General features: G+C 59.5%; 21 protein-coding genes and 4 tRNA genes. 19 read left to right on the forward strand and 6 right to left on the reverse strand.

All coding sequences use genetic code 11. The features are described 5' to 3' along the window. Positions 1-150: 150 nt before the first annotated feature. From SSARUM_RS03790 to SSARUM_RS03800, 3 genes are read right to left on the reverse strand one after another with little or no spacing between them, the layout of a single operon-like run. Positions 151-1,143 (reverse strand): Vgb family protein, encoded by a 993-nt coding sequence (locus SSARUM_RS03790; protein WP_048321285.1) that lies wholly within the window; start codon positions 1,141-1,143, stop codon positions 151-153. A gap of 29 nt (positions 1,144-1,172) precedes the next feature. Continuing rightward, positions 1,173-2,144, reverse strand: coding sequence for an aldo/keto reductase (locus SSARUM_RS03795; protein WP_039568911.1), 972 nt, complete (start codon positions 2,142-2,144; stop codon positions 1,173-1,175). A 12-nt stretch (positions 2,145-2,156) separates the two neighbouring features. Continuing rightward, positions 2,157-2,894: an SDR family NAD(P)-dependent oxidoreductase gene (locus SSARUM_RS03800; RefSeq protein WP_242454843.1), complete on the reverse strand. Its 738-nt coding sequence runs from the start codon at positions 2,892-2,894 to the stop codon at positions 2,157-2,159. A gap of 169 nt (positions 2,895-3,063) precedes the next feature. Here SSARUM_RS03800 and SSARUM_RS03805 point away from each other — a divergent pair, with 169 nt between their 5' ends. The 6 genes from SSARUM_RS03805 (at position 3,064) to chbG (ending at position 9,268) form a co-directional block, all read left to right on the forward strand. Next, on the forward strand, positions 3,064-3,957 hold the full coding sequence (locus tag SSARUM_RS03805) for a LysR family transcriptional regulator (protein ID WP_047569268.1): 894 nt from the start codon (positions 3,064-3,066) through the stop codon (positions 3,955-3,957). A 416-nt stretch (positions 3,958-4,373) separates the two neighbouring features. After that, a complete protein-coding gene (locus SSARUM_RS03810) occupies positions 4,374-4,691 on the forward strand; it encodes a PTS sugar transporter subunit IIB (protein ID WP_004932561.1) in 318 nt (105 codons plus the stop codon). Between the two features lie 12 nt (positions 4,692-4,703). Continuing rightward, complete coding sequence (gene chbC, locus SSARUM_RS03815; RefSeq protein ID WP_060430904.1) at positions 4,704-6,065, forward strand: PTS N,N'-diacetylchitobiose transporter subunit IIC; 1,362 nt, start codon at positions 4,704-4,706, stop codon at positions 6,063-6,065. Positions 6,066-6,108: 43 nt separating this feature from the next. Further along, the gene (locus tag SSARUM_RS03820) at positions 6,109-7,494 is read left to right on the forward strand and encodes a glycoside hydrolase family 1 protein (protein ID WP_060419449.1); all 1,386 of its coding nucleotides are present in this window, start codon (positions 6,109-6,111) and stop codon (positions 7,492-7,494) included. A gap of 15 nt (positions 7,495-7,509) precedes the next feature. Next, positions 7,510-8,358 (forward strand): transcriptional regulator ChbR, encoded by an 849-nt coding sequence (chbR, locus tag SSARUM_RS03825; RefSeq protein ID WP_033637170.1) that lies wholly within the window; start codon positions 7,510-7,512, stop codon positions 8,356-8,358. A gap of 148 nt (positions 8,359-8,506) precedes the next feature. Further along, positions 8,507-9,268: a chitin disaccharide deacetylase gene (gene chbG / locus SSARUM_RS03830; RefSeq protein ID WP_043148122.1), complete on the forward strand. Its 762-nt coding sequence runs from the start codon at positions 8,507-8,509 to the stop codon at positions 9,266-9,268. 11 nt (positions 9,269-9,279) lie between these two features. Here the strand turns inward: chbG and SSARUM_RS03835 are convergent, their stop codons facing one another. Continuing rightward, positions 9,280-10,659 (reverse strand): MFS transporter, encoded by a 1,380-nt coding sequence (locus tag SSARUM_RS03835; protein WP_033649269.1) that lies wholly within the window; start codon positions 10,657-10,659, stop codon positions 9,280-9,282. 243 nt (positions 10,660-10,902) lie between these two features. Between SSARUM_RS03835 and pncC the strand changes: the two genes are divergently transcribed. From pncC to luxS, 13 genes are all read left to right on the forward strand, one after another. Continuing rightward, complete coding sequence (gene pncC / locus SSARUM_RS03840) at positions 10,903-11,391, forward strand: nicotinamide-nucleotide amidase (RefSeq protein ID WP_033649270.1); 489 nt, start codon at positions 10,903-10,905, stop codon at positions 11,389-11,391. A gap of 111 nt (positions 11,392-11,502) precedes the next feature. Further along, on the forward strand, positions 11,503-12,567 hold the full coding sequence (gene recA / locus SSARUM_RS03845; RefSeq protein ID WP_004932541.1) for a recombinase RecA: 1,065 nt from the start codon (positions 11,503-11,505) through the stop codon (positions 12,565-12,567). A gap of 60 nt (positions 12,568-12,627) precedes the next feature. Continuing rightward, on the forward strand, positions 12,628-13,140 hold the full coding sequence (gene recX, locus SSARUM_RS03850; RefSeq protein ID WP_033649272.1) for a recombination regulator RecX: 513 nt from the start codon (positions 12,628-12,630) through the stop codon (positions 13,138-13,140). Positions 13,141-13,273: 133 nt separating this feature from the next. After that, a complete protein-coding gene (alaS, locus tag SSARUM_RS03855; protein WP_060388115.1) occupies positions 13,274-15,901 on the forward strand; it encodes an alanine--tRNA ligase in 2,628 nt (875 codons plus the stop codon). 252 nt (positions 15,902-16,153) lie between these two features. Continuing rightward, positions 16,154-16,339, forward strand: coding sequence for a carbon storage regulator CsrA (csrA, locus tag SSARUM_RS03860; protein WP_004091602.1), 186 nt, complete (start codon positions 16,154-16,156; stop codon positions 16,337-16,339). Between the two features lie 311 nt (positions 16,340-16,650). After that, positions 16,651-16,743: transfer RNA gene (locus tag SSARUM_RS03865), tRNA-Ser, on the forward strand. Positions 16,744-16,746: 3 nt separating this feature from the next. Then, positions 16,747-16,823: transfer RNA gene (locus tag SSARUM_RS03870), tRNA-Arg, on the forward strand. Positions 16,824-16,881: 58 nt separating this feature from the next. After that, positions 16,882-16,958 (forward strand) — tRNA-Arg (locus SSARUM_RS03875). A gap of 52 nt (positions 16,959-17,010) precedes the next feature. After that, a tRNA-Arg gene (locus SSARUM_RS03880) sits at positions 17,011-17,087 on the forward strand. Positions 17,088-17,265: 178 nt separating this feature from the next. Beyond that, the gene (gene yqaB, locus SSARUM_RS03885; RefSeq protein ID WP_033650025.1) at positions 17,266-17,832 is read left to right on the forward strand and encodes a fructose-1-phosphate/6-phosphogluconate phosphatase; all 567 of its coding nucleotides are present in this window, start codon (positions 17,266-17,268) and stop codon (positions 17,830-17,832) included. Next, positions 17,829-18,257 carry a YqaA family protein gene (locus SSARUM_RS03890; RefSeq protein ID WP_004932520.1) on the forward strand — a complete coding sequence of 143 codons (429 nt, stop codon included), beginning with the start codon at positions 17,829-17,831 and terminating at the stop codon, positions 18,255-18,257. Before yqaB ends, SSARUM_RS03890 begins: the two co-directional genes overlap by 4 nt. An 82-nt stretch (positions 18,258-18,339) precedes the next feature. Next, positions 18,340-19,902, forward strand: coding sequence for a glutamate--cysteine ligase (gene gshA, locus SSARUM_RS03895; protein ID WP_060419447.1), 1,563 nt, complete (start codon positions 18,340-18,342; stop codon positions 19,900-19,902). Positions 19,903-20,068: 166 nt separating this feature from the next. Further along, positions 20,069-20,584: an S-ribosylhomocysteine lyase gene (gene luxS, locus SSARUM_RS03900; RefSeq protein WP_019455133.1), complete on the forward strand. Its 516-nt coding sequence runs from the start codon at positions 20,069-20,071 to the stop codon at positions 20,582-20,584. 63 nt (positions 20,585-20,647) lie between these two features. Here the strand turns inward: luxS and SSARUM_RS03905 are convergent, their stop codons facing one another. Together SSARUM_RS03905 and SSARUM_RS03910 are read right to left on the reverse strand one after the other, a co-directional pair. Next, positions 20,648-21,937, reverse strand: coding sequence for an HlyC/CorC family transporter (locus SSARUM_RS03905; protein WP_033637180.1), 1,290 nt, complete (start codon positions 21,935-21,937; stop codon positions 20,648-20,650). Between the two features lie 41 nt (positions 21,938-21,978). After that, entirely contained in the window at positions 21,979-22,770 is a 792-nt protein-coding gene (locus SSARUM_RS03910; RefSeq protein ID WP_033637181.1) for a cytochrome C assembly family protein, read from the reverse strand. Between the last annotated feature and the right edge of the window lie 69 nt (positions 22,771-22,839).

The following is a 22,839-nucleotide window of genomic DNA, read 5'->3' on the forward strand; positions in this document are numbered from 1 at the left end:
AGCGATGTGTAGTGGAACAATTTAATTAAAATCAGTCTATTAAGTTAGAATTAATCATAGTTCTGATTAATACCATCGAAATAAAGATTTTCAATTCATTGGATGTTAACGGTACAACGCAAGTCGCCGCCCGCTGAGGCGGCGTGGAGTTTATTGCGCGGCGGTGAGGGGCAGGGGCAGTTGATAGAGACGGAAGCTGTCGGGCACTTCGGATTCATGGCCGGGCAGCAGGCGGTGGCGAATGCGCGATTCGCTGACGAAGGCGCAGCCTTGTGGGGTGATAGTCAGATTGACCGGCGATTCCATGCCTTCGCGCAAGACCTCAATCCGGTGCATGCCTGCCGCCTTGGGAGACGGGATCCGCAGGATCCGCCCCTGGCCGCTCTGGATCCCGTTTTCCAGCACGATCAGCGCGCCGTCCGGTGCCAACCCCATCCCGTCCGGGTTTTCAATCAGGCGCGGCAGCTGCATTTCCGTCAACTGCGGCTTTGGATCGTTATAGCTGAGGGTGTAGAGCTTACCGGTGCCGAAATTGGCGACAGCCAGCAGCCGGTCGTCGAGCAGCACGATCCCGGCGGCGCCCAGCCCGCTAGGGGCCGCTAAGCGTGGATCCTGATACAGCGTACTGAATGCCGCTTCGCCCGGCCGCAGGCGCAGGATGCCGCCGCCGCGGGTTTCCGTCACGTATACCGTACCGTCTGCGCCGAGCACGATATCGTTGCCCATTTCTCCCGCCGGCAGCGCCAGGCTGCGGTTGAGCGTGCCATCCGCGACGTTCAGCGCGTAGATGCGGTTGGCGCGCGTTTTGCCGCCGGAGAGGAAGTCCGGCGAATTGCCCCACAGCAGCCCGCGCCGTTCGTCCAGCCGCAGCGCGTTTGAGGCGAACACCGTGTCAGCGCCGGGGAAAAAGATTTCCCACGCTTTACCAGGCCGTTTGCGCAGCACGTTGCCGCTGGTGATCAGGCCGACATACAGCGTGCCGTCCGCCGCGCGGGCGATGCCGTTGGGGTAAAGCGCGCCGGGCGGCAGCGTCATGCTGCTTTCTGTACAGTGTGCATCGACGGCGGCCTGCGCCGGCGCGCTAAGGGTGAGTGCAGTAGCGAGGGTGAATAACGCCGCTCGCGCGGTCACAACGTATGCCATGTCTTTCTCCTGGAATGAAGGAAAAGGGGCTACCAGCGCTCGGGGCGGGCAGCGTGCGCCATTGGCGCCTCCAGCGCGGCCACGTCTTCTTGCGATAGCCTGAGGTCGAGCGCCGCCAGCGCATCCTGCAGATGGTGTGGCTTGGACATGCCCACCAGCGGCGATGCCACGCCGGGTTTGGCCAACAGCCAGGCCAGCGCAATCTGCGCCGGGGGAACGCCGCGCGCGGCCGCCACCTCCGCTACCGCAGCGACGGTGCGTTCGACCTCGTTTCTGCCGCCGTACCAACGGGGGGCCTGCTCGTCGGTGGCGGCGCGCAGCGTGCCGCCACTGCCGGAGCCGGCCAGCACGCCGCGGGCCAGCGGCGACCAGGGCGTCAGGCCAAGACCTTCCTCCAGGCACAGCGGGATCAGTTCCTCTTCGTCTTCACGCGTCACCAGGTTGTATTGGCTTTGCAACGAAATAAACGGCGCCAGGCGGTGCTGACGTTGAAAGGCCAGCATTTTCATCAGGCGCCAGGCGTGCAGTGAAGACGCGCCGAGATAGCGGATCTTGCCCGCCCGCACCAGGCCGTCGAGGGTGTCGGCAGTTTCTTCGATCGGCGTTTCGGTGTCGAAGCGGTGCAGCACGAACAGATCGAGGTAATCCGTTCCCAGCCGCTGCAAGGAGGCGTCAATGCTGTGCAGCAGGTGCTTGCGCGACAGCCCCCGGCTGTTCGGCTGCGCGTCCATCGGAAAGTAGGCCTTGGTGGCGATCACCACGTCTTCTCGACGGGCGAACGCCTTCAGCGCGCGGCCGAGAATGCGTTCGCTTTCTCCGCCGGAGTAAATGTTGGCGGTATCGAAAAAGTTGATGCCCGCTTCCAGCGCTTCGCGGATAAAGGGGCGCGCTTCATCCTCCTTCAGCACCCAGGGGCGCCAGGCCGGATCGCCGTAGGTCATGCCGCCCAGGCAGAGGCGGGACACCTTCAGGCCGCTGTCGCCAAGCCGAACGTAGTTCATGACGTCGTCTCCTCAGCGCATGCCGGCGATGGTGTAACCGCCGTCCACCAGCAGGCTTTGGCCGGTGATGAAGCGGGCTTCGTCCGTCGCCAGCCACAGCGCCACATCGCCGATGTCTTCCGATTCGCCCAGGCGGCCGGCGGGCGTGTGGGCGATAAAGGGCGCGAACGCCGCGCTGTCGGCCACGCTGCCGCGCGCCATCGGCGTGTCGATGATGCCGGGGTTGATGTTGTTGACGCGGATGCCCTGGCCGCTGTATTCGAGCGCCACCGCGCGGATCATCGCATCGAGCGCGCCTTTGCTGGCGGAGTAGCTGGATGAACCGGCCAGCGCGCCGTGGGTCAGCCAGGAGGAAGTGTTAACGATCACGCCGCCCGAGCGCTGAGCCAGGAAGGTTTCAATCTCGTATTTCATCGCCAGCCAGACGCCTCTGAGGTTAATGGCGATCACCCGGTCAAAATCTTCGCTGCTCTGTTCGGTGATGGGAGCGAAGTTGCCGATGATGCCGGCGTTGTTGAAGGCGACGTCGAGCCGGCCGTAGTGGGCGGTCACCGTGGCGAGCAGCCTACGGATATCGTCTTCCTGGGAGACGTCGGCCACGATGGGCAGGGCGTCGCCGCCAGCCAGCGCGATGTCGCGCGCCGTGGCTTCGATTTCCGCCGCGCGTCGGCCGGCCAGCGCCACTTTGGCGCCTTCGCGGGCATAGGCCAGCGCGGCGGCGCGGCCGATGCCTGTGCCGCCGCCGCTCACCAGCACGACTTTGTCCGCCAGACGGCGCGGCGTTTCATGAGTTGGAGCTGTAGCATTAATCATCGCATCGATACCTGGTAATGGGTTCGATCGTAATGCTATGTTGTTAGATAACGGATAACTATCCGCTAAAAATTCATCTCACTATTAGATAATTTATATTAATAGCATGAAGAAACCCGAATTGTCCGGCCTGGCGGCCTTCGTGGCTATCGCCAGTGAACGCAGCTTCCGCCGCGCCGCCGCCCGATTGGGCGTGACGCCGCCGACGCTGACCCACACCCTGCGCGAACTGGAAGCGCAGGTGGGCATTCGCCTGCTGAACCGCACCACCCGCAACGTTTCGCCGACGGAGGCCGGTGAGCATCTGTTGGCACAGCTGGTGCCGGCCTTTACCGACATCGACGCCGCGCTGGAGAGCCTGAATGCGTTTCGCGAAGGGCCGCGCGGCCTGGTGCGCATCAACGCGCCGCGTTCGGCGATCGATCTCGCCATCGTGCCGCATCTGGGGCGGTTGGCCAGCGAATATCCCGGCATTACGCTGGAGGTGGTGGCGGACGAAGGGTTCGCCAACATCGTCGAGCAAGGCTTTGACGCCGGTATTCGGCTCGGCGAGGATCTGCACAACGATATGCGCGCGGTGCGTCTGACGCCGGATCTGCGTTTTGCCATCGTCGCCACGCCGGACTATTTTCAACGGCACGGCGAACCGACGCACCCGCAGGATTTGCTGCAGCACCGCTGCATCGGTTGGCGCAAGGCCTCTTCGGGCGAGCGCTACAAATGGGCATTTCAGCAGGGCGAGCAGCGATTTTCCGTGGCGGTCAACAGCCCGCTGATCGTGGATGACGCGAGGCTGCTGCTGCAGGCGGCGCTGGCGCACGTCGGCATCGCCTTCGCCATTGAACAGGAGGTGGAAGAACACCTCGCGAGCGGGCGGCTGCGGCGAGTGTTGGCCGACTGGTGCGCGCCGTTTCCCGGTTTTTACCTCTATTACCCCAACCGCAGGAACCATTCCGTGGCGCTGGCCACGGTGATCGAGTTGCTGCGTCTGCCCACCTAATCCTCTTCGCCTGCCATCGCGTTCGGAGAGCAGCAGGCGAATCAAGCTTGAACTATTTTTATTCCCTTTTCGTTTGTTCAGGCGCAAATAAATCCTTAAATTCTCGGTGTGTTTATAACTATCTGTTTATAATTGTTATTTTAGTATTTATTGCGAATATTCTGAGTTTACATCGGTTATTTGAGAGCCCGGTCACACTATTTTTTTATGCGAAATGTGAAGGGGGTCAAGCCATCAGGTCAAGGAGAGACGGTTATTCTCCCCCCTGGCTTACCGATCCGTTTTCATGCTCCGTATACTGTCTGCAACCAGGGCAACGTGACGGAAATTTTCATAAGGAATGTGCGTGAAGCAATCGTGATTGCATCTGGCATACAAATAACACAGGGTTTTTTTGATTATCTGAGGTGCTTGGTATGGAAAAGAAAAAAATCTATCTGTTTTGTTCTGCCGGTATGTCCACTTCCCTGTTGGTTTCAAAAATGAAGGCGCAGGCCGAGAAATACGAAGTGCCGGTGATCATCGCCGCCTACCCGGAAGCGCTGGCTGCGGAGAAAGGCGTTGAAGCGGATCTGATCCTGCTGGGGCCGCAGATTGCCTACACCTTGCCGGAAGTGCAAAAACAGCTGCCCAACAAACCCGTTGAAGTCATCGATCCGCTGCTGTACGGCAAGGTCGATGGGCTGGGCGTGCTGAAGGCCGCGGTGGCCGCCATCAAGAAAGCCAACCAATAACAGGAGGCCGCCGTGAATACCCTCATTGCCTCGCTCGAGAAGGTTATCCTGCCTTTCGCCGTAAAAATCGGCAAGCAGCCCCACGTCAACGCCATCAAGAACGGCTTTATCCGCCTGATGCCGCTGACCTTGACCGGGGCGATGTTCGTGTTGATCAACAACGTGTTCCTGAGCTTCGGCGAAGGATCGTTTTTCTATTCGCTGGGCGTGCGCCTGGACGCCTCCACCCTCGAGACGCTCAATAGCCTGAAGAGCATTGGCGGCAGCGTGTACAACGGCACGCTGGGGATCATGTCCCTGATGACGCCGTTCTTTATCAGCATGGCGTTGGCCGAAGAGCGCAAGGTCGATCCGCTCGCCTCGGCGCTGCTGGCGGTGGCTGCTTTTATGACCGTCACACCGTTCAACGTCGGCGAGGCCTATGCGGTGGGCGCCAACTGGCTGGGCGGCGCCAACATCATTTCCGGTATGGTGATCGGGCTGGTGGTGGCCGAGATGTTTGCTTTCATCGTGCGGCGCAACTGGGTGATCAGCCTGCCGGACAGCGTGCCGGCTTCGGTGTCGCGCTCCTTCTCGGCGCTGATCCCCGGTTTCATCATCCTCTCCATCATGGGGCTGGTGGCGTTCGCGCTGGCGCACTGGGGCACCAACTTCCACCAGATCATCATGGACGGCATTTCGGCACCGCTGGCCAAGATGGGCAGCGTGGTGGGCTGGGTGTACGTGCTGTTCTCCTCGCTGCTGTGGTTCTTTGGGGTGCACGGCTCCATGGCGCTGGCGGCGCTGGACAGCGGCATCATGACGCCGTTCGCGCTGGAAAACGTGGAGCTGTACAACAAATACGGTTCGGTCGAAGCGGCGGTGGCCGCCGGGAAAGAGTTCCACATGTGGGCGAAGCCGTTCGTCGACTCCTACATTTACCTCGGCGGCACCGGCTCGACGCTGGGCCTGATCATCGCCATCTTCATCGCCTCGCGCCGCGAGGATTACCGCCAGGTCGCCAAGCTGGCGACGCCGTCCGGCATTTTTCAGATCAACGAACCGATTCTGTTCGGCCTGCCGGTGATCATGAACCCGGTGATGTTCATTCCGTTCATCCTGGTGCAGCCGGTGCTGACCATTATCACCTCGCTGGCTTATTACTCCGGGCTGATCCCGCCTATCACCAACATCGCGCCCTGGACCATGCCGGTCGGCCTGGGGGCGTTCTTCAACACCAACGGCAGCATCATGGCCATGTTGTTGAGCCTGTTTAACCTGGCGGTCGCCACCGTGATTTATCTGCCGTTCGTGGCGATCTCCAACAAGGCGCAGAGCCAGATCGACGCGGCGACGGAAAGCGAAGAAGACATCGCCAAGGCGCTGAAATTCTAACTGTGGAACGGGGCGGCGCGGCCGCCCTGCGAGGGACGCGAGTATGGAATATCAATTTGCCGACGGGTTCTGGTGGGGGAGCGCCACCTCCGCGCCGCAGTCTGAAGGGGCGGCCGCGCGCGACGGCAAGAGCCGCAACATCTTCGACTATTGGTTCGAGATCGCGCCCGAGCGCTTTCACGATCGGGTGGGGCCGGCCGAGGCCTCGACCTTTTACGACCATTTCCGCGCCGATATCGGGCTGCTCAAAACGCTGGGCCACAATACCTTCAGAACGTCTATCTCGTGGTCGCGGCTGATCCCGGACGGTGACGGCGAGGTGAACCCGCAGGCGGTGGCGTTCTATAACGCGATGATCGACGAGCTGCTGGCGCAGGGCATCACCCCGTTTATCAATCTCTACCACTTCGATATGCCGCTGTGCATGCAGCAGCGCGGCGGCTGGGAAAGCCGGGCGGTGGTCGAAGCCTATGCGCGTTACGCCGATATCTGCTTCGGCCTGTTTGGCGATCGGGTCACCCACTGGTTCACCTTCAACGAGCCGATCGTGCCGGTGGAGGCCGGTTACCTGAATGACCTGCATTACCCTTGCGTGGTGGACTTCAAACGGGCGGTCACCGTGGCGTATCACAGCGTACTGGCGCACGCCATGGCGGTGCAGCGTTTCAGAGCGCGGGAGCTGCCGGGGAGCATCGGCATCATTCTGAATCTGAGCCCGACCTATCCGCGTTCCGACGCGCCGGAGGATCGGCAGGCCGCGCACGACGCCGATCTGCTGTTCAACCGCAGTTTCCTCGATCCGGTCGCCAAAGGACGTTATCCGGTGGCGTTGCTGCAGCTGCTGGAGCGGCATGGGCTGATGCCCCACTGCGAGCCGCAGGATGCGCAGCTGATTGAAGGCGGCGTGGTGGACATCCTCGGCGTCAACTATTACCAGCCGCGCAGGGTGCAGGCGAAAGAGGGGCGTCGTGCCGAGGGGCCGATCGCATCGCCGGAGGATTTGTTCAGTTACTATGCAATGCCGGGCCGCAAAATCAATCCGCACCGCGGCTGGGAGATCTACGAAAAGGGGCTGTACGACATCCTGATGGATCTGAAAGAGAACTACGGCAACCTGCCTTGTTATATTTCGGAAAACGGCATGGGCGTTGAGGGCGAAGAGGCGTTTATCGGCGCCAATGGGCGGGTGGAGGACGATTACCGCATCGACTTTATTCGCGAGCACCTGAAGTGGCTGCACCGCGCGCTGGCGGAAGGCTCGCAGTGCAAAGGCTATCATCTGTGGACCTTTATCGACTGCTGGTCCTGGCTGAACGCCTACAAGAATCGTTATGGGCTGGTGCGGCTGGATCGGGCGGATCAGCGCCGCACCATCAAGAAAAGCGGCTACTGGTTTGCCGAGGCGGCCAGACGCAACGGATTTGACTAACGGGAGGCTGGCGCCGTGTCCGACAACCGAATTTCGCTGAGTGCCAACGACGTGAAGCTGATTCGCGAGCAGGATTTTTTTAACTGCAAAGATTTTCACCTGTTTATCTACAACAAGGTGGAAAGCGCCACCGGGCTGCATCAGCACGACTATTACGAGTTCACCATCGTGCTGAGCGGCAAATGCTATCAGGAGATCAACGGCAAGCGGGTGCTGCTGGAGCGCGGGGATTTCGTCTTTATCCCCATCGGCTCCTACCACCAGAGCTTTTACGAGTTCGGCGCGACGAAAATCTTCAACGTGGCGGTCAGCAAAGCGTTCTTTGAAGAGCACTATTTGCAGCAGCTGCCGCGCTGCTTCGTCGCCTCGCAGGCCTACAGCCTGAGAAACGAGTTTTTGGCCTATATCGAATCGGTGGTGAGTTCGCCGCAGTTTCGCGAGGACGACTTCGCCGAATTTCTCGAAACGCTGACCTTCTATGTGATCAGCCGTATTCGTCACCATAAAGAAGAAAACGACGGCGGCGATGATATCCCGCAGTGGCTGAAGAACACCCTGGCCGGCATGCATGACAAGGCGATGTTCGGCGAAAGGGCGTTGGCTAACATGGTGGCGCTGTCGGGGAAAACCCAGGAGTATCTGACCCGGGCGATGCGGCGTTACTACCACAAGACGCCGATGCAGGTGATCAATGAGATCCGCATCAACTTCGCCAAGACGCAGCTGGAGGTCACCAACTATTCGGTTTCCGATATCGCCTTCGATTCCGGCTATGGCGATGTCAGCCTGTTCATTAAAAACTTCAAGCGGCTCACCGATGTGACCCCAGGCAACTACCGAAAAAAGTGCTACGGCCCTCTTTAGGGCCGCTCCCGATCAGTATCAACGCAGATATGCCGATGAGCTTCAGGCCGCCGGCCGGTTAATCATTCGATTTTTACCTTAGCGAAGGGGAATGCCGCGCCGGTCGGTCGGGCTTCCCTTGCCAAAAATTCATCCCGCAGGAGCCACTATGGAAAAACTACTGATCGTGAATGCCGATGACTTCGGCCTGAGCAAGGGACAAAACTACGGTGTTATCGAGGCGTATCAGCATGGCGTCGTTTCCTCTACCACGGCGATGGTGAACGGCGGCGGCGCACAGCACGCGGCGGCGCTCAGCCGGCAATATCCGGGGTTACCGATCGGGCTGCATTTCGTTTTGACCCATGGCAGGCCGCTGGGCGCCATGCCTTCGCTGGTCAACGAGCATGGCGAATTGGGTAAATGGCTGTGGCGCCGCGCCGAGGCCGGCGAGCTGCAGCTGGACGAGATCCAGGAGGAACTGCAGCGCCAGTTCACGCGGTTTGTGACGCTGTTCGGCAGGCCGCCGACGCACATCGACAGCCACCACCATGTACATATGCAGCCGCAGATTTACCCGCTGGTGGAGGCGTTTGCGCAGGCGCAGGGTCTGCCGCTGCGCCTCGATCGCGAAGAGGCGAAACGGCGCGATATTGCGTTGCAGACGCCCTGCAGCACCGACGCGTTTGACGCGGGATTCTACGGCGAAACGATTTCCGAAGCCTTGTTCCTGCAGCGGTTGGCGCGCGCTGACGAGCTGGGCGCCGAGTCATTGGAAATGATGTGCCACCCGGCGTTCCTCGACGCGACGATCCTGCAGAGCAAATACTGCCACCCGCGCCTCGTCGAGCTGGATGTGTTGACCGCGCCGACGCTGAAAGCGGCGATCGCCGAACGCGGTTTTCTGCTGGGCTCTTTCCTGGATCTGTAGCTCCGCGCCGTTTACAGCATGGCGTGCGCCTTTTTCAGGCCGGTGTCCTCTTGCGGATCGGCGCCCTGAGGCAAGTGCTCCGTTTCCTGTTCTTCAGGCTGCGGCTCGTCGACATCGGGCGCCGCTTCCGGCGGGGGCATGGTGTCGTGAATGATCTGCTCATCAAAGGTCGGATTGAGCGCCGGCGACAGCGGCGAGCTGGCGAGGCTGTCCGGCAGCGGAATGTGCGGCACCGGCGCGTCCTGCGCCAGTTGCGGCTCCTCCGCTTTCGCCGTGCGGCTGAGGGCCGCCAGCAGCACGCCGCACAGGGCGAAGAAGGCGTACAGGATATTGCCGCCTAGCGGCTCGATCAGCGCGCCGACCGCCAGCGGCCCGATGCTGGCGCCGACGCCGAACGCCATCAGCAGGCAGGCGGCCAGCGAGACGCGGCGCTCCGGCTCGATCAGATCGTTGGCCAATGCCACCACCAGCGGGTAGAGCGTAAACTGCAGCATGCTGACGACGAACCCCACCGCCAGCAGCAGCGGGAAATCGATGTGCGGCAGCAGCGCCAGCGGCAGCGCCGCCACGATCAGAAAAATGGCGTTGAGGCGCATCAGCAAGGGGCGGTTATAGCGATCCGACAGCCAACTGAGCGGGAATTGCGCCACCAGCCCGGCGAAGATGGCCAGCGCCATGAACAGGCCGGTTTGCTGCGTGGTTAAGGATTGCAGGCTGGCGTAGACCGGCGCCAGGCCGTAAAACGAACCTACCACCATGCCGATCACCAGCGTGGTGGCCAGCACCTTGGGAATAGCGCCGATAAAGTAACGCAGTTCCATCGGCGCCGGCGACATGTGGCGCGCATTGGTGCGGGTGGTGAGAGCGATCGGCACCAGGCAGAGCGCGAAGCACAGTGCGATCACCAGCAGCGTGGCGATGCCCAGATTGCTTTGCAGCATCAGCACGATCTGGCCCAGCGACATGCCGAGATAGGTCGCCGCCATATAGAAACCGAACACCATGCCGCGCTGGTTGGATTCCGCCTGGTCGTTCAGCCAGCTTTCCAGCACCATGAACTGACACATCATGCACAGCCCGATCACCAGGCGCAGCGCAACCCAGGCGGGAATGAACGCCGTCAGGCCGTGCCCCAGCACCGCGGCGGTAATGATGCCGGCGCAGGCCACGTAGGCGCGGATATGCCCGACGCGGGCGATGAGAAAGTGGCCGACCTTACCGCCGATCACCAACCCGATGTAGTTGGCGGCGATGATGGCGCCGATCAGCGCGCTGCTGACGTGGATGGAGGCCAGCCGCAGCGAGACGTAGGTGGTGAGCAGGCCCGAGCCCAACAGCAGCAGCAGGGTGGTGGTGTACAACGGCAAGAATACGCCCAACGTTTTTTTCACGCTATCGTCCTAATCTCTTCTGGTGCGCCCTGAGGCCGCCGCCGCAGCGTGCCGCCTCCGTGATGTTCCTTGTGCTGGTGCGCCGCCGCTCGCTGGGGCGCTTCTTTTGATACTAGCAGCTTGGCCGGGCGCTTAAAACCGCACCTCCTGCGAGGCGCTGCGCATTTCTGCGCGCCAGACGTCGCGCCGCCTTGATAAATGCTACTATCGGGCGCATATACCTGAATTCGCGAGGGAGGGGTTATGAGTGAAAACCAACTGCGCCGGCTCAGCGTGCTGGCGGGGGAAAAACTGAAGGCTCAGGGCCGCTGGATCACCTGCGCGGAATCCTGCACCGGCGGCGGCATCGCCAAGGCCATTACCGATATCGCGGGGAGTTCCGCCTATTTCGATCGCGGTTTCGTCACCTACAGCAATGCGGCGAAGCACGACCTGCTGGGGGTGAGCGAAGCCACGTTGGCGGCGCACGGCGCGGTCAGCGAAGAGGTGGTGCGCGAGATGGCGATAGGGGCGCTGCGTGCGGCGCGGGCCGATCTGGCGCTCTCGGTAAGCGGCATCGCCGGCCCGGACGGCGGCAGCGCGGAAAAGCCGGTCGGCACCGTGTGGTTCGGCTTCGCCGGCAGCGATGGCCGGGGGCTGTCGCGCAAGATGCAATTCGAGGGCGATCGCGATGCGGTGCGGCTGCAGGCGACGATTTTCGCGCTGCAAACCGCCATCGACGAATTTTTGTAAATTAGGCTTGATACTGTATGACCATACAGTATAATTAGTGACATTTCCTGCACAACATACATTCAGTGGCAGTGTGGGGTAACACCGGCATTGCGAAACGAAGGAGCAAAAATGGCTATTGATGAGAACAAGCAAAAGGCGTTAGCTGCGGCACTGGGCCAGATTGAGAAACAGTTCGGCAAAGGCTCCATCATGCGCCTGGGTGAAGACCGCTCCATGGACGTGGAAACGATCTCCACCGGCTCACTGTCACTCGATATCGCTCTGGGCGCCGGCGGCCTGCCGATGGGCCGCATCGTCGAAATCTACGGCCCGGAATCCTCCGGTAAAACCACCCTGACGCTGCAGGTGATCGCCGCTGCGCAGCGCGAAGGCAAAACCTGTGCGTTCATCGACGCCGAGCACGCGCTGGATCCTATCTATGCGAAAAAGCTGGGCGTCGATATCGACAACCTGCTGTGCTCCCAGCCGGACACCGGCGAGCAGGCGCTGGAAATCTGTGATGCGCTGACCCGCTCCGGCGCGGTTGACGTCATCATCGTCGACTCCGTGGCGGCGCTGACGCCGAAGGCGGAAATCGAAGGTGAAATCGGCGATTCGCACATGGGTCTGGCGGCGCGCATGATGAGCCAGGCGATGCGTAAGCTGGCTGGCAACTTGAAAAACGCCAATACCCTGCTGATCTTCATCAACCAGATCCGTATGAAAATTGGCGTGATGTTCGGCAACCCGGAAACCACGACCGGCGGTAACGCCCTGAAGTTCTACGCTTCGGTGCGTCTGGATATCCGCCGCATCGGCGCCATCAAAGAGGGCGACGAAGTGGTGGGCAGCGAAACCCGCGTGAAAGTGGTGAAGAACAAAATCGCTGCGCCGTTCAAACAGGCTGAATTCCAAATCATGTACGGCGAAGGCATCAACAGCCGTGGTGAGCTGGTCGATCTGGGCGTGAAGCACAAGATGATCGAAAAAGCCGGCGCCTGGTACAGCTATAACGGCGAGAAAATCGGTCAGGGCAAGGCGAATGCCTGTAACTTCCTGAAAGAAAACCCGGCTATCGCCGCCGAGCTGGATAAGAAGCTGCGCGATTTGCTGCTGCACAGCGGCGGTGAGCTGGTGGCCGCTTCCGGTGACGACTTCGAAGACGACGAAGCGGAAACCAGCGAGCAGTTCTAATCGCTGAAGATGTGCGCTGCCGTTCGTGTGGCGCATATCCCATAAATTCAGGCTTGAATGATGAATGACTTGCTAAGCCGCGCCATGCGCCTGCTGTCGCAACGCGATCATAGTGAAGCTGAACTGCGCCGCAAACTTGCGGCGCAGCCGTTTGTGGCGAAAGCCCGTTTTGGCAGCAAGGGGCCACATGCGCCGGCATCACCGCCGGTGGTTGAAGAGCCGGTGGATCCTGCGCTGATCGAGCAGGTTATCGCCTACTGTTACCAGCATAACTGGCTGGACGATAAGCGTTTCGCTCACAGCTACATCGGCAGCCGCAGCCGTAAAGGTTACGGTGCGCAGCGCATCCGCAGCGAACTGATGCAAAAGGGCGTCGACAAAGCGCTGGTGCAGGACGCGCTGGCGGATTGCGATATCGACTGGTGCGAACAGGCAAAACAGGTGGCGCAGCGAAAATTTGGCGATGCGTTGCCAACCGACTGGAAAGAGAAAGCCAAAGTGCAGCGTTATCTGCTCTATCGCGGCTTCTTCCAGGAAGAAATTCAGTCAATTTACCGTGATTTTGCGCAATGAGCGCACACGGGGTTTTACTTCCCTCTGAAGAAAATTTATCTTATCCCCACTTTTTGTTCGTGAGCTGGTTGTCATCGTCGGGATGACGCGTCACCGGCTCACGTGTCGTTATTCTAGCCTTTCCAGGAAAATTATGAGCAAGAGCACCGCTGAGATCCGTCAAGCGTTTCTCGATTTCTTTCATAGTAAGGGTCATCAGGTTGTAGCGAGCAGCTCCCTGGTGCCTAACAATGATCCGACATTGCTGTTTACCAATGCCGGCATGAACCAATTTAAGGATGTTTTCCTGGGGCTCGACAAACGCGCCTATTCCCGCGCCACCACCTCGCAGCGCTGCGTGCGCGCAGGCGGCAAGCATAACGACCTGGAAAACGTCGGTTATACCGCGCGTCACCACACCTTCTTTGAAATGCTGGGCAACTTCAGCTTCGGCGATTACTTCAAGCACGACGCGATCGGCTACGCATGGGAACTGCTGACCGGTGAAAACTGGTTCAACCTGCCGAAAGAGCGACTGTGGGTCACCGTGTATGAAACCGATGACGAAGCGTTCGACATCTGGCAGAAGCAAATCGGCGTACCGGCCGAGCGCATTATCCGCATCGGCGACAACAAGGGCGCGCCTTTCGCTTCCGACAACTTCTGGCAGATGGGCGACACTGGCCCATGCGGCCCGTGCACCGAGATTTTCTACGATCACGGCGATCACATCTGGGGCGGCCCTCCAGGCAGCGCGGAAGAAGACGGCGACCGCTACATCGAGATCTGGAACATCGTTTTCATGCAGTTCAACCGTCAGTCCGACGGCACCATGCTGCCGCTGCCGAAACCTTCTGTGGATACCGGTATGGGTCTGGAGCGCATTGCGGCGGTGTTGCAGCATGTGAACTCCAACTATGAAATCGATCTGTTCCGTACCCTGATCGCCGCCGTGGCTAAAGTGACCGGCGCAACCGATCTGGACAACAAATCCCTGCGCGTTATCGCCGACCACATTCGTTCCTGCGCCTTCCTGGTGTCGGACGGCGTGATCCCGTCTAACGAAAACCGCGGCTATGTGCTGCGCCGCATCATTCGTCGCGCGATCCGCCATGGCAACATGCTGGGCGCGAAAGACACCTTCTTCTACAAACTGGTGGCGCCGTTGATCGAAGTGATGGGCCCGGCGGCCGACGAACTGAAACGCCAGCAATCGCTGGTGGAGCAGGTGCTGAAAACCGAAGAAGAGCAGTTTGCCCGCACGCTGGAGCGTGGCTTGGCGCTGTTGGACGAAGAGCTGGCCAAGCTGCAGGGCGATACCCTGGACGGCGAAACCGCTTTCCGTCTGTACGATACCTACGGTTTCCCGATCGATCTGACCGCTGACGTCTGCCGCGAGCGCGGTTTGAAAGTCGACGAAGCGGGCTTTGAAGACGCGATGGAAGCACAGCGCCGCCGTGCGCGCGAATCCAGCGGCTTTGGCGCCGACTATAACAGCCTGATCCGCGTGGATGGCAGCAGCCAGTTCAGCGGTTACGATCACGACGAGCAGCAGGCGACGGTCATCGCGCTGTTCCGCGACGGCCAGCCGGTCGATCAGATCAACGCCGGCGAAGAGGCGGTGGTGGTGCTGGATGAGACGCCGTTCTATGGCGAATCCGGCGGCCAGGTCGGCGATAAAGGCGTGCTGAAAGCCGCCGGCGCTGAGTTTACGGTCAACGATACCCAGAAATACGGTCAGGCTATCGGCCATCAGGGCAAACTGGCGCAGGGTTCGCTGAAGCTGAACGATCGCGTGGACGCGCAGATCGACGCTGAGCGCCGTAACAGCATTCGTCTGAACCACTCCGCAACTCACCTGCTGCACGCCGCGCTGCGCCAAACGTTGGGCGACCACGTCGCGCAGAAAGGCTCGCTGGTTAACGACAAATACCTGCGTTTCGACTTCTCGCACTTCGAAGCGATGAAGCCGGAGCAAATCCGCGCGGTGGAAGATCTGGTGAACCAGCAGGTGCGTCGTAACCTGCCGGTGCAGACCGAGCTGATGGCCTTGGAAGATGCCAAAGAGAAGGGCGCGATGGCGCTGTTCGGCGAGAAGTACGATGACAACGTGCGCGTGCTGACCATGGGCGACTTCTCCACCGAGCTGTGCGGCGGCACCCACGCCAGCCGCACCGGCGATATCGGCCTGTTCCGCATTCTGAGCGAGTCGGGCACCGCGGCGGGCATCCGCCGTATTGAAGCGGTGACCGGCGCTGGCGCTATCGCTACGCTGCATCAGCAAAGCGATTTGTTGCAAGACGTTGCTCAGTTGGTCAAAGGCGACAGTAACACCCTGACCGATAAAGTGCGCTCGGTGCTCGATCGCACGCGCGCGCTGGAAAAAGAACTGCAGCAGTTGAAAGATCAGCAGGCGGCGCAGGAGAGCGCTTCGTTGTCCAGCCAGGCAAAAGTGGTTAACGGCGTGAAGCTGTTGGTCAGCCAGTTGGATAATGTCGAAGCCAAAATGCTGCGCACCATGGTAGATGACCTGAAAAATCAATTGGGTTCGGCCATCATCGTGTTGGCAACGACGGCTGATGACAAAGTCAGTCTGGTTGCTGGTGTGACCAAGGATCTGACTGACCGCGTGAAAGCCGGCGAGTTGATCGGCAACGTGGCGCAGCAGGTCGGCGGCAAGGGCGGTGGTCGCCCGGATATGGCGATGGCGGGGGGGACGGATATCAACGCCCTGCCAGCGGCGTTAAACAGCGTAGAAGCCTGGGTGGCCTCGAAGCTGTGAATATAAATAAATAGCACGCACAAACGCCATAATACTTTGTTGATTATGGCGTTTTCATACTGTGCTAACACAATTTAGTTACAATTGCGGGAACAAAGTTTTTCAGGTCGGCTAAACTTACCATTATCTGAGGTGGGACCAAGTCTGCTTACACTTATTGTGGGTTGCGCGGCTTACGTTTTCACCACATATGATGGATAATGACGGGGAAACTGAGAGACCCGACTCTTTTAATCTTTCAAGGAGCAAAGAATGTTAATTCTGACTCGTCGAGTTGGTGAAACCCTCATGATTGGCGATGAGGTTACGGTTACTGTGCTAGGGGTAAAAGGCAACCAGGTGCGTATTGGTGTGAACGCCCCCAAAGAGGTTTCGGTTCACCGTGAAGAAATCTATCAGCGCATTCAGGCAGAGAAGTCTCAGCAGACGACTTACTGATTCCGAAGCAGCGTCTCGTTGCCAGACGAGACGCTACTGCATCGTTTTACCCACTTCCTTCGCCCTCCCTCTTCTTTTTCGTGATTATTTTCCCGGTTAGTTTCCTGCTTTGTTGCTACAGACGCGGCGGTTGCCTGTTGATAAAACGCCCTTTTTGCCGTGAAATCGCCCATGTTGGGTGCGAATTGTGCAAACGCGCATGAGTTGGGAAAAATTGTTTGACTTAAAAGTCGGAGAAAGTAATATGTGCGCCACGCAGTGCCGATGAGCTTCTCTAAAGCGAGTTAGGCACAATTCGAAAGAAAGCGTTTGGTGAGGTGGCCGAGAGGCTGAAGGCGCTCCCCTGCTAAGGGAGTATGCGGTCAAAAGCTGCATCCGGGGTTCGAATCCCCGCCTCACCGCCATTTGCATCCGTAGCTCAGCTGGATAGAGTACTCGGCTACGAACCGAGCGGTCGGAGGTTCGAATCCTCCCGGATGCACCATATTAGCCGTATGGTAGAGTTGGGAACAAAGTACCATAGGGTATCAAAGAATTACTGTGCATCCGTAGCTCAGCTGGATAGAGTACTCGGCTACGAACCGAGCGGTCGGAGGTTCGAATCCTCCCGGATGCACCATTCTTTAAGTCTGGCCTCATTAGCGAAGCAGGCAAGCAGTAAAAACAGTAATGCATCCGTAGCTCAGCTGGATAGAGTACTCGGCTACGAACCGAGCGGTCGGAGGTTCGAATCCTCCCGGATGCACCATCTAAGAGAAACCCGCTTCGGCGGGTTTTTCGCTTTTCAGCATTTAACCATTCTCTCTTCACCCCTGTCCTCCTTTGCGCCCGATAGGGCACAGCACATTCCGTTATGACGCAGTCAGCGACAACCCAACGGCTTTACGCTAAAGTAGTTTTCTTTCCTCAACGATCATGGAGTAACGATGTACGACCGCTATCAGGGTCTTATTTTCGACATGGACGGCACGATTCTGGACACCGAGCCAACGCACCGTAAAGCGTGGCGTGAAGTGCTGTCCCGTTATGGCATGACGTTTGATGAAGCGGCCATGGTGGCGCTGAGCGGTTCGCCGACCTGGCGCATCGCGCAGGCGATTATCGCCAGCCATCAGGCCGATCTCGATCCTCATCACCTGGCCGCGGAGAAAACCCGCGCGGTGGAAGCGATGCTGCTGGACAGCGTGCGTCCATTGCCGCTGATCGAGGTGGTGAAGTCCTATCATGGCCGCCGTCCGATGGCGGTCGGCACCGGCAGCGAGCACCGCATGGCGGAAATGCTGCTGCGTCATCTCGGCCTGTTCAACTGCTTCGACGCGATCGTCGGTGCGGACGACGTGCAGCGCCACAAACCGGAGCCGGACACCTTCCTGCGCTGCGCCGAACTGATCGGCGTGCGGCCGGAAAAATGCGTGGTGTTTGAAGACGCTGATTTCGGCATTCAGGCGGCGAAAAGCGCCGGTATGGCGGTGGTAGACGTCCGTACGCTGTGAGTAGTACGCTAGCCGTAATATCGTTATTTGGCAGTAGCTTCCTCAGTGCGACGCTGCTGCCGGGAAATTCAGAAATCGTTCTGGTCGCCTTGCTGACCCAGAGTCGCGTCTCGCCGGAGTTGCTGGTGCTGGCCGCGACCCTGGGCAACACGCTGGGTGGCTTGACCAATGTCATTATCGGGCGCCTGTTACCGGCGTTGAAACCACAGCGGGGGCTGGCAACGGCGCTCGGGTGGCTGCAACGCTTCGGCCCGGCTGCGCTGTTGCTCAGCTGGGTGCCGGTGGTGGGCGATTTGTTGTGCGTGTTGGCAGGTTGGCTGCGCATGCCCTGGGGCTCTGTCGCGCTGTTTCTGTGTATCGGAAAGGCGCTGCGTTACATCGTTTTGGCTATGATAACGGTACAGGGCATCGCCTGGTGGCAGTAACCAAGTGAATATAACTCAATATTCTCTCGGGTGCGGATTCAGTATGCTTACGAGTTATTGTTTTTAGAAGCGGGAGGTCAATTTGATCCCGGACGTATCACAGGCGCTTTCTTGGTTGGAAGCCCATCCCCAGGCATTAAAAGGCATTCGTCGCGGCATCGAGCGTGAAACGCTGCGGGTCACGCCGAACGGCACCTTGGCGACCACCGGGCATCCGGAAAAGCTGGGCGCGGCATTGACGCACCACTGGATCACCACGGATTTCGCCGAAGCGCTGTTAGAGTTCATTACGCCGGTTGATGACAATATCGACCACCTGCTGACGTTCCTGCGCGATATTCATCGCTACGTGGCGCGCAATATCGGCGATGAGCGCATGTGGCCGCTCAGCATGCCGTGCTTTATCGAAGCTGAGCAGGATATCGAGCTGGCGCAGTTCGGCTCGTCGAACATCGGCCGCATGAAGACGCTGTACCGCGAAGGGTTGAAGAATCGCTATGGCGCGCTGATGCAGACCATTTCCGGCGTGCACTACAACTTCTCGCTGCCGCTGGAGTTTTGGCAGGCCTGGGCCGGCGTGCAGGACGCAGAAAGCGGTAAAGAGCAGATCTCGGCGGGCTATTTCCGCCTGATCCGCAACTATTACCGTTTCGGCTGGGTGATCCCGTATCTGTTCGGGGCATCGCCGGCCATTTGTTCTTCGTTCCTCAAGGGGCGCGAGACCAATCTGCCGTTCGAGCGCACCGAGCAGGGGATGTGCTACCTGCCGTACGCCACTTCGCTGCGCCTGAGCGACCTGGGTTATACCAACAAGTCGCAGAGCAATCTGGGCATCACCTTTAACGATCTGCACAGCTATGTGGCCGGTCTGAAACGGGCGATCGCGACGCCTTCCGAAGAGTTCGCCAAGCTGGGCGTGAAAGAGGGTGACCGTTACCTGCAGCTGAACAGCAACGTGCTGCAAATCGAGAACGAGCTGTATGCGCCGATCCGGCCGAAGCGCGTGACCAAAAGCGGCGAGACGCCGTCGGACGCGCTGCTGCGCGGTGGTATCGAATACATCGAAGTGCGTTCGCTGGACATCAACCCGTTCTCGCCGATCGGCGTGGATGCGGTGCAGGCGCGTTTCCTGGATCTGTTCCTGGTGTGGTGCGCGCTGGCCGATGCGCCGGAGATGACCAGCGATGAACTGCTGTGCACGCGCAAGAACTGGAACCGGGTGATCCTGGAGGGGCGCAAGCCGGGCCAGACCATCGGCATCGGCTGTGGCGCCAGCCATGAACCGCTCGAAAAAGTGGGCAAGGCGTTGTTCGCCGATCTGCGTCGAGTGGCGGAAGTGTTGGACGGCGAAGCCGGCGATCGCCAATACCAGCAGGTGTGCGATGAGCTGGTCGCCGCGTTCGACGACCCTGAGCTGACCTTCTCCGCACGCATCCTGAAAGCGATGCAAGCGGAAGGCACTGGGCGCGTCGGCCTACAATTGGCGGAGCAATATCGCAAGATGCTGCTGGAAGAGCCGTTGGAAATCCTGAACGAGGCCGAGCTGGATAAAGAGCGGGAAGCCTCGTGGCAACGCCAACGCGACATAGAAGCCAATGATACGCTAAGCTTTGAAGCGTTCCTGAAGCAAAACGGCGGAAGCTGAAAAAGAAAAAGGCCACATCAATGTGGCCAAATATGCATCTCTGATGACAGGGATGATGATAACAAATGCGCGTCTTTCAGATACTGAGACTCGCAGGGTTGGAAAAGGTTTCCCGGTTAGGAAAAAAAGTTTCGAAATAAATGCTCTTTTACGAGGAGGTAGCGAAATGCCATTGCTGGATAGCTTTACCGTCGATCATACCCGTATGGCAGCCCCGGCTGTCCGCGTTGCGAAAACCATGAAGACGCCTCACGGCGATACCATCACGGTGTTTGATCTGCGCTTTTGCCGCCCGAACCTGGAAGTGATGCCCGAGCGCGGCATTCACACGCTGGAGCACCTGTTCGCCGGCTTTATGCGTGACCACCTGAACGGCCAGGGCGTGGAGATTATCGACATCTCCCCGATGGGCTGTCGTACCGGTTTCTACATGAGCCTGATCGGCGTGCCGGAAGAGCAGCGCGTAGCTGATGCGTGGAAAGCGGCGATGGCCGACGTGCTGAAAGTGACCGACCAGCGCAAAATCCCTGAGCTGAACGAATACCAGTGCGGCACTTACCATATGCACTCGCTGGAAGAAGCGCAGGAGATCGCCAAGCACATCCTGGATAACGACGTGGTGGTGAACCACAACGACGAGCTGGCGCTGCCGAAAGAGAAGCTGCAGGAACTGCATATCTAGCCGCGAGTTCCCGCAGAGAAAAAAAGACGCGATTTCGCGTCTTTTTTACGTTCTGGCCAGCGGTCAGTGATGGCCGACGCTGGACTGCAGCGAGGTGATCGGCGTGACCCGCACCTGTTTTATCATGTTGCCCTGCACGTCGAGAATGTCGATATCGTAATGGCCGATACGCAACCGGGTGCCGATTTCGGGGATCTCTTCCAGCTCTTCGAGCAGCATGCCGTTGACGGTGCGCGCCTCGTTGGCCGGCAAGGTCCAGTTGAAGGCCTTGTTCAGCTCGCGCACGTTGGCGGTGCCGTCGATCAAGACCGAACCGTCGCTCTGCGGCGTGACCTCTTCCGCCAGCGTGGGTGACATCGAGGTGGTGAAGTCGCCGACGATCTCCTCGAGGATATCCTCCACCGTGACCAGGCCCTGAATGTCGCCGTACTCATCGACCACGATGCCGACCTTCTCTTTGTTGCGCTGGAACTTCACCAGCTGCACGTTGAGCGGCGTGCCTTCCGGCACGAAGTAAATCTCGTCGGCGGCGCGCAGCAGGTTCTCTTTGTTGAACTCTTTTTTCTCGGTCATCAGGCGGTAGGCTTCGCGCACGCGCAGCATGCCGATGGCGTCGTCCAGCGAACTGCGGTACAGCACGATGCGTCCGTGCGGCGAGTGGGTCAACTGGCGCATGATCGACTTCCAGTCGTCGTTGACGTCGATGCCGACAATCTCGGTGCGCGGCACCATGATGTCGTTAACCGTCACCTTTTCCAGATCCAGCACCGAGATCAGCATGTCCTGATTGCGCCGGGAGATTTGCGACTGGGATTCGCGCACGATGGTGCGCAGCTCATCCTTGCTGACGGCATCGCTGATGCGCACGTTGGTGCGAATGCCGAACAGGCGCAGCGTCATACTGGTAATGCCGTTGAGCAGCCAGACCAGCGGGAACATCACTTTTTGCAGCGGCGCCAGCAGAAAGCTGCTGGGGAAGGCGATGCGTTCCGGGTAGAGCGCGGCGAAGGTTTTCGGCAGCACTTCGGCGAACAGCAGCACGGCGAAGGTCAGTATGCCGGTGGCGATCGCCACGCCGAGGTCGCCATACAGCCGCATGCCGACGATGGTCGCCAGCGCCGAGGCGAGGATGTTGACCAGGTTGTTGCCGATCAGCACCAGGCCGATCAGCCGATCCGGTTTTTGCAGCAGCTTCTCCACACGGCGCGCCGAGCGATTGCCCTGTTTGGACAGGTGACGCAGGCGATAACGGTTGAGCGTCATCATGCCGGTTTCGGAGGCGGAGAAGTAAGCGGAGACCACGATCATGATCACCAGGATAATGATGAGGGTCCCCGTCGACACATGCTCCAATGCAGTATTCCTTATAGAGAGGGAAAGTTGAGGCGGCCGGCTTAGCGCACCATCACTTGCTGAATCAGACGGCTGCCGAAGTAGGCGAGCGTCAGCAGGAAGGCGCCGGCGAAGCTGAACCAGACGACGCGGCGGCCGCGCCAGCCTTCATGGTAATGGCCCCACAACAGCACGATATACACGAACCAGGCCATGATCGACAGCACCGCTTTATGCACGTTCTCTTTGCTGAACAGGTTATCCATGTACAGCAGGCCGGTGCACAGAGTGAGCGTCAGCAGCACCACGCCGATCTGGGTGATATGGAACATCTTGCGCTCGATGCTCATCAGCGGCGGCATGTCGGCGCTAAAGGTCAACTTCTTGTTTTTCAGAAGGTAGTCGAGCCAGGCAAGCTGCAAGGCGTAGAGCGCGGCGATGATCAGGGTGGCGTAAGAGAACAGCGCCAGGCCGATATGCACCATCAATTCCGGGCTGGACTCCAGGTGAGTGATGAACTCGCCGGGCATGAAGCTGGCGAAGGCCAGATTGATCATCGCGAAACTGTAGACGATCGGCAACAGGAACCAGCCGCGGTCGCGCGAGGCGACGAAGGTCATGACCGAACAGATGATCAGGCTGACGATCGAGCCAATGTTCAGCAGGCTGAGATTCTGCCCGGCGCTGACGTCGAAGATGCGCTGCTGCAGCGCGATGGCGTGGCAAATCAGCGCCACCACCGCCGAGACGAGGGCAAGCCGACGGTATGCGCTGTTCTTCCGCAACAAGCTGGGAATGATCAGTCCAAGGCTGAGCAGGTAGGCCATCAAAGCCACAATGGAGAAAACTGGCATAGCGTTTAATTTTGCTTCGGCGTGGTTAATTGGAGTGTCAGTATAACGTTGCGCGCGTTTCACTCCAAC

Source organism: Serratia sarumanii, assembly GCF_029962605.1.
GTDB classification, from domain to species: domain Bacteria; phylum Pseudomonadota; class Gammaproteobacteria; order Enterobacterales; family Enterobacteriaceae; genus Serratia; species Serratia sarumanii.

Bases quoted from the DNA above. Each gene is read 5' to 3' on its own strand.
- SSARUM_RS03790 (WP_048321285.1), bottom strand. From the start codon at position 1,143: ATGGCATACGTTGTGACCGCGCGAGCGGCGTTATTCACCCTCGCTACT.
- SSARUM_RS03795 (WP_039568911.1), bottom strand. From the start codon at position 2,144: ATGAACTACGTTCGGCTTGGCGACAGCGGCCTGAAGGTGTCCCGCCTC.
- SSARUM_RS03805 (WP_047569268.1), top strand. From the start codon at position 3,064: ATGAAGAAACCCGAATTGTCCGGCCTGGCGGCCTTCGTGGCTATCGCC.
- SSARUM_RS03810 (WP_004932561.1), top strand. From the start codon at position 4,374: ATGGAAAAGAAAAAAATCTATCTGTTTTGTTCTGCCGGTATGTCCACT.
- SSARUM_RS03820 (WP_060419449.1), top strand. From the start codon at position 6,109: ATGGAATATCAATTTGCCGACGGGTTCTGGTGGGGGAGCGCCACCTCC.
- chbG (WP_043148122.1), top strand. From the start codon at position 8,507: ATGGAAAAACTACTGATCGTGAATGCCGATGACTTCGGCCTGAGCAAG.
- pncC (WP_033649270.1), top strand. From the start codon at position 10,903: ATGAGTGAAAACCAACTGCGCCGGCTCAGCGTGCTGGCGGGGGAAAAA.
- recA (WP_004932541.1), top strand. From the start codon at position 11,503: ATGGCTATTGATGAGAACAAGCAAAAGGCGTTAGCTGCGGCACTGGGC.
- recX (WP_033649272.1), top strand. From the start codon at position 12,628: ATGAATGACTTGCTAAGCCGCGCCATGCGCCTGCTGTCGCAACGCGAT.
- alaS (WP_060388115.1), top strand. From the start codon at position 13,274: ATGAGCAAGAGCACCGCTGAGATCCGTCAAGCGTTTCTCGATTTCTTT.
- csrA (WP_004091602.1), top strand. From the start codon at position 16,154: ATGTTAATTCTGACTCGTCGAGTTGGTGAAACCCTCATGATTGGCGAT.
- yqaB (WP_033650025.1), top strand. From the start codon at position 17,266: ATGTACGACCGCTATCAGGGTCTTATTTTCGACATGGACGGCACGATT.
- luxS (WP_019455133.1), top strand. From the start codon at position 20,069: ATGCCATTGCTGGATAGCTTTACCGTCGATCATACCCGTATGGCAGCC.
- SSARUM_RS03910 (WP_033637181.1), bottom strand. From the start codon at position 22,770: ATGCCAGTTTTCTCCATTGTGGCTTTGATGGCCTACCTGCTCAGCCTT.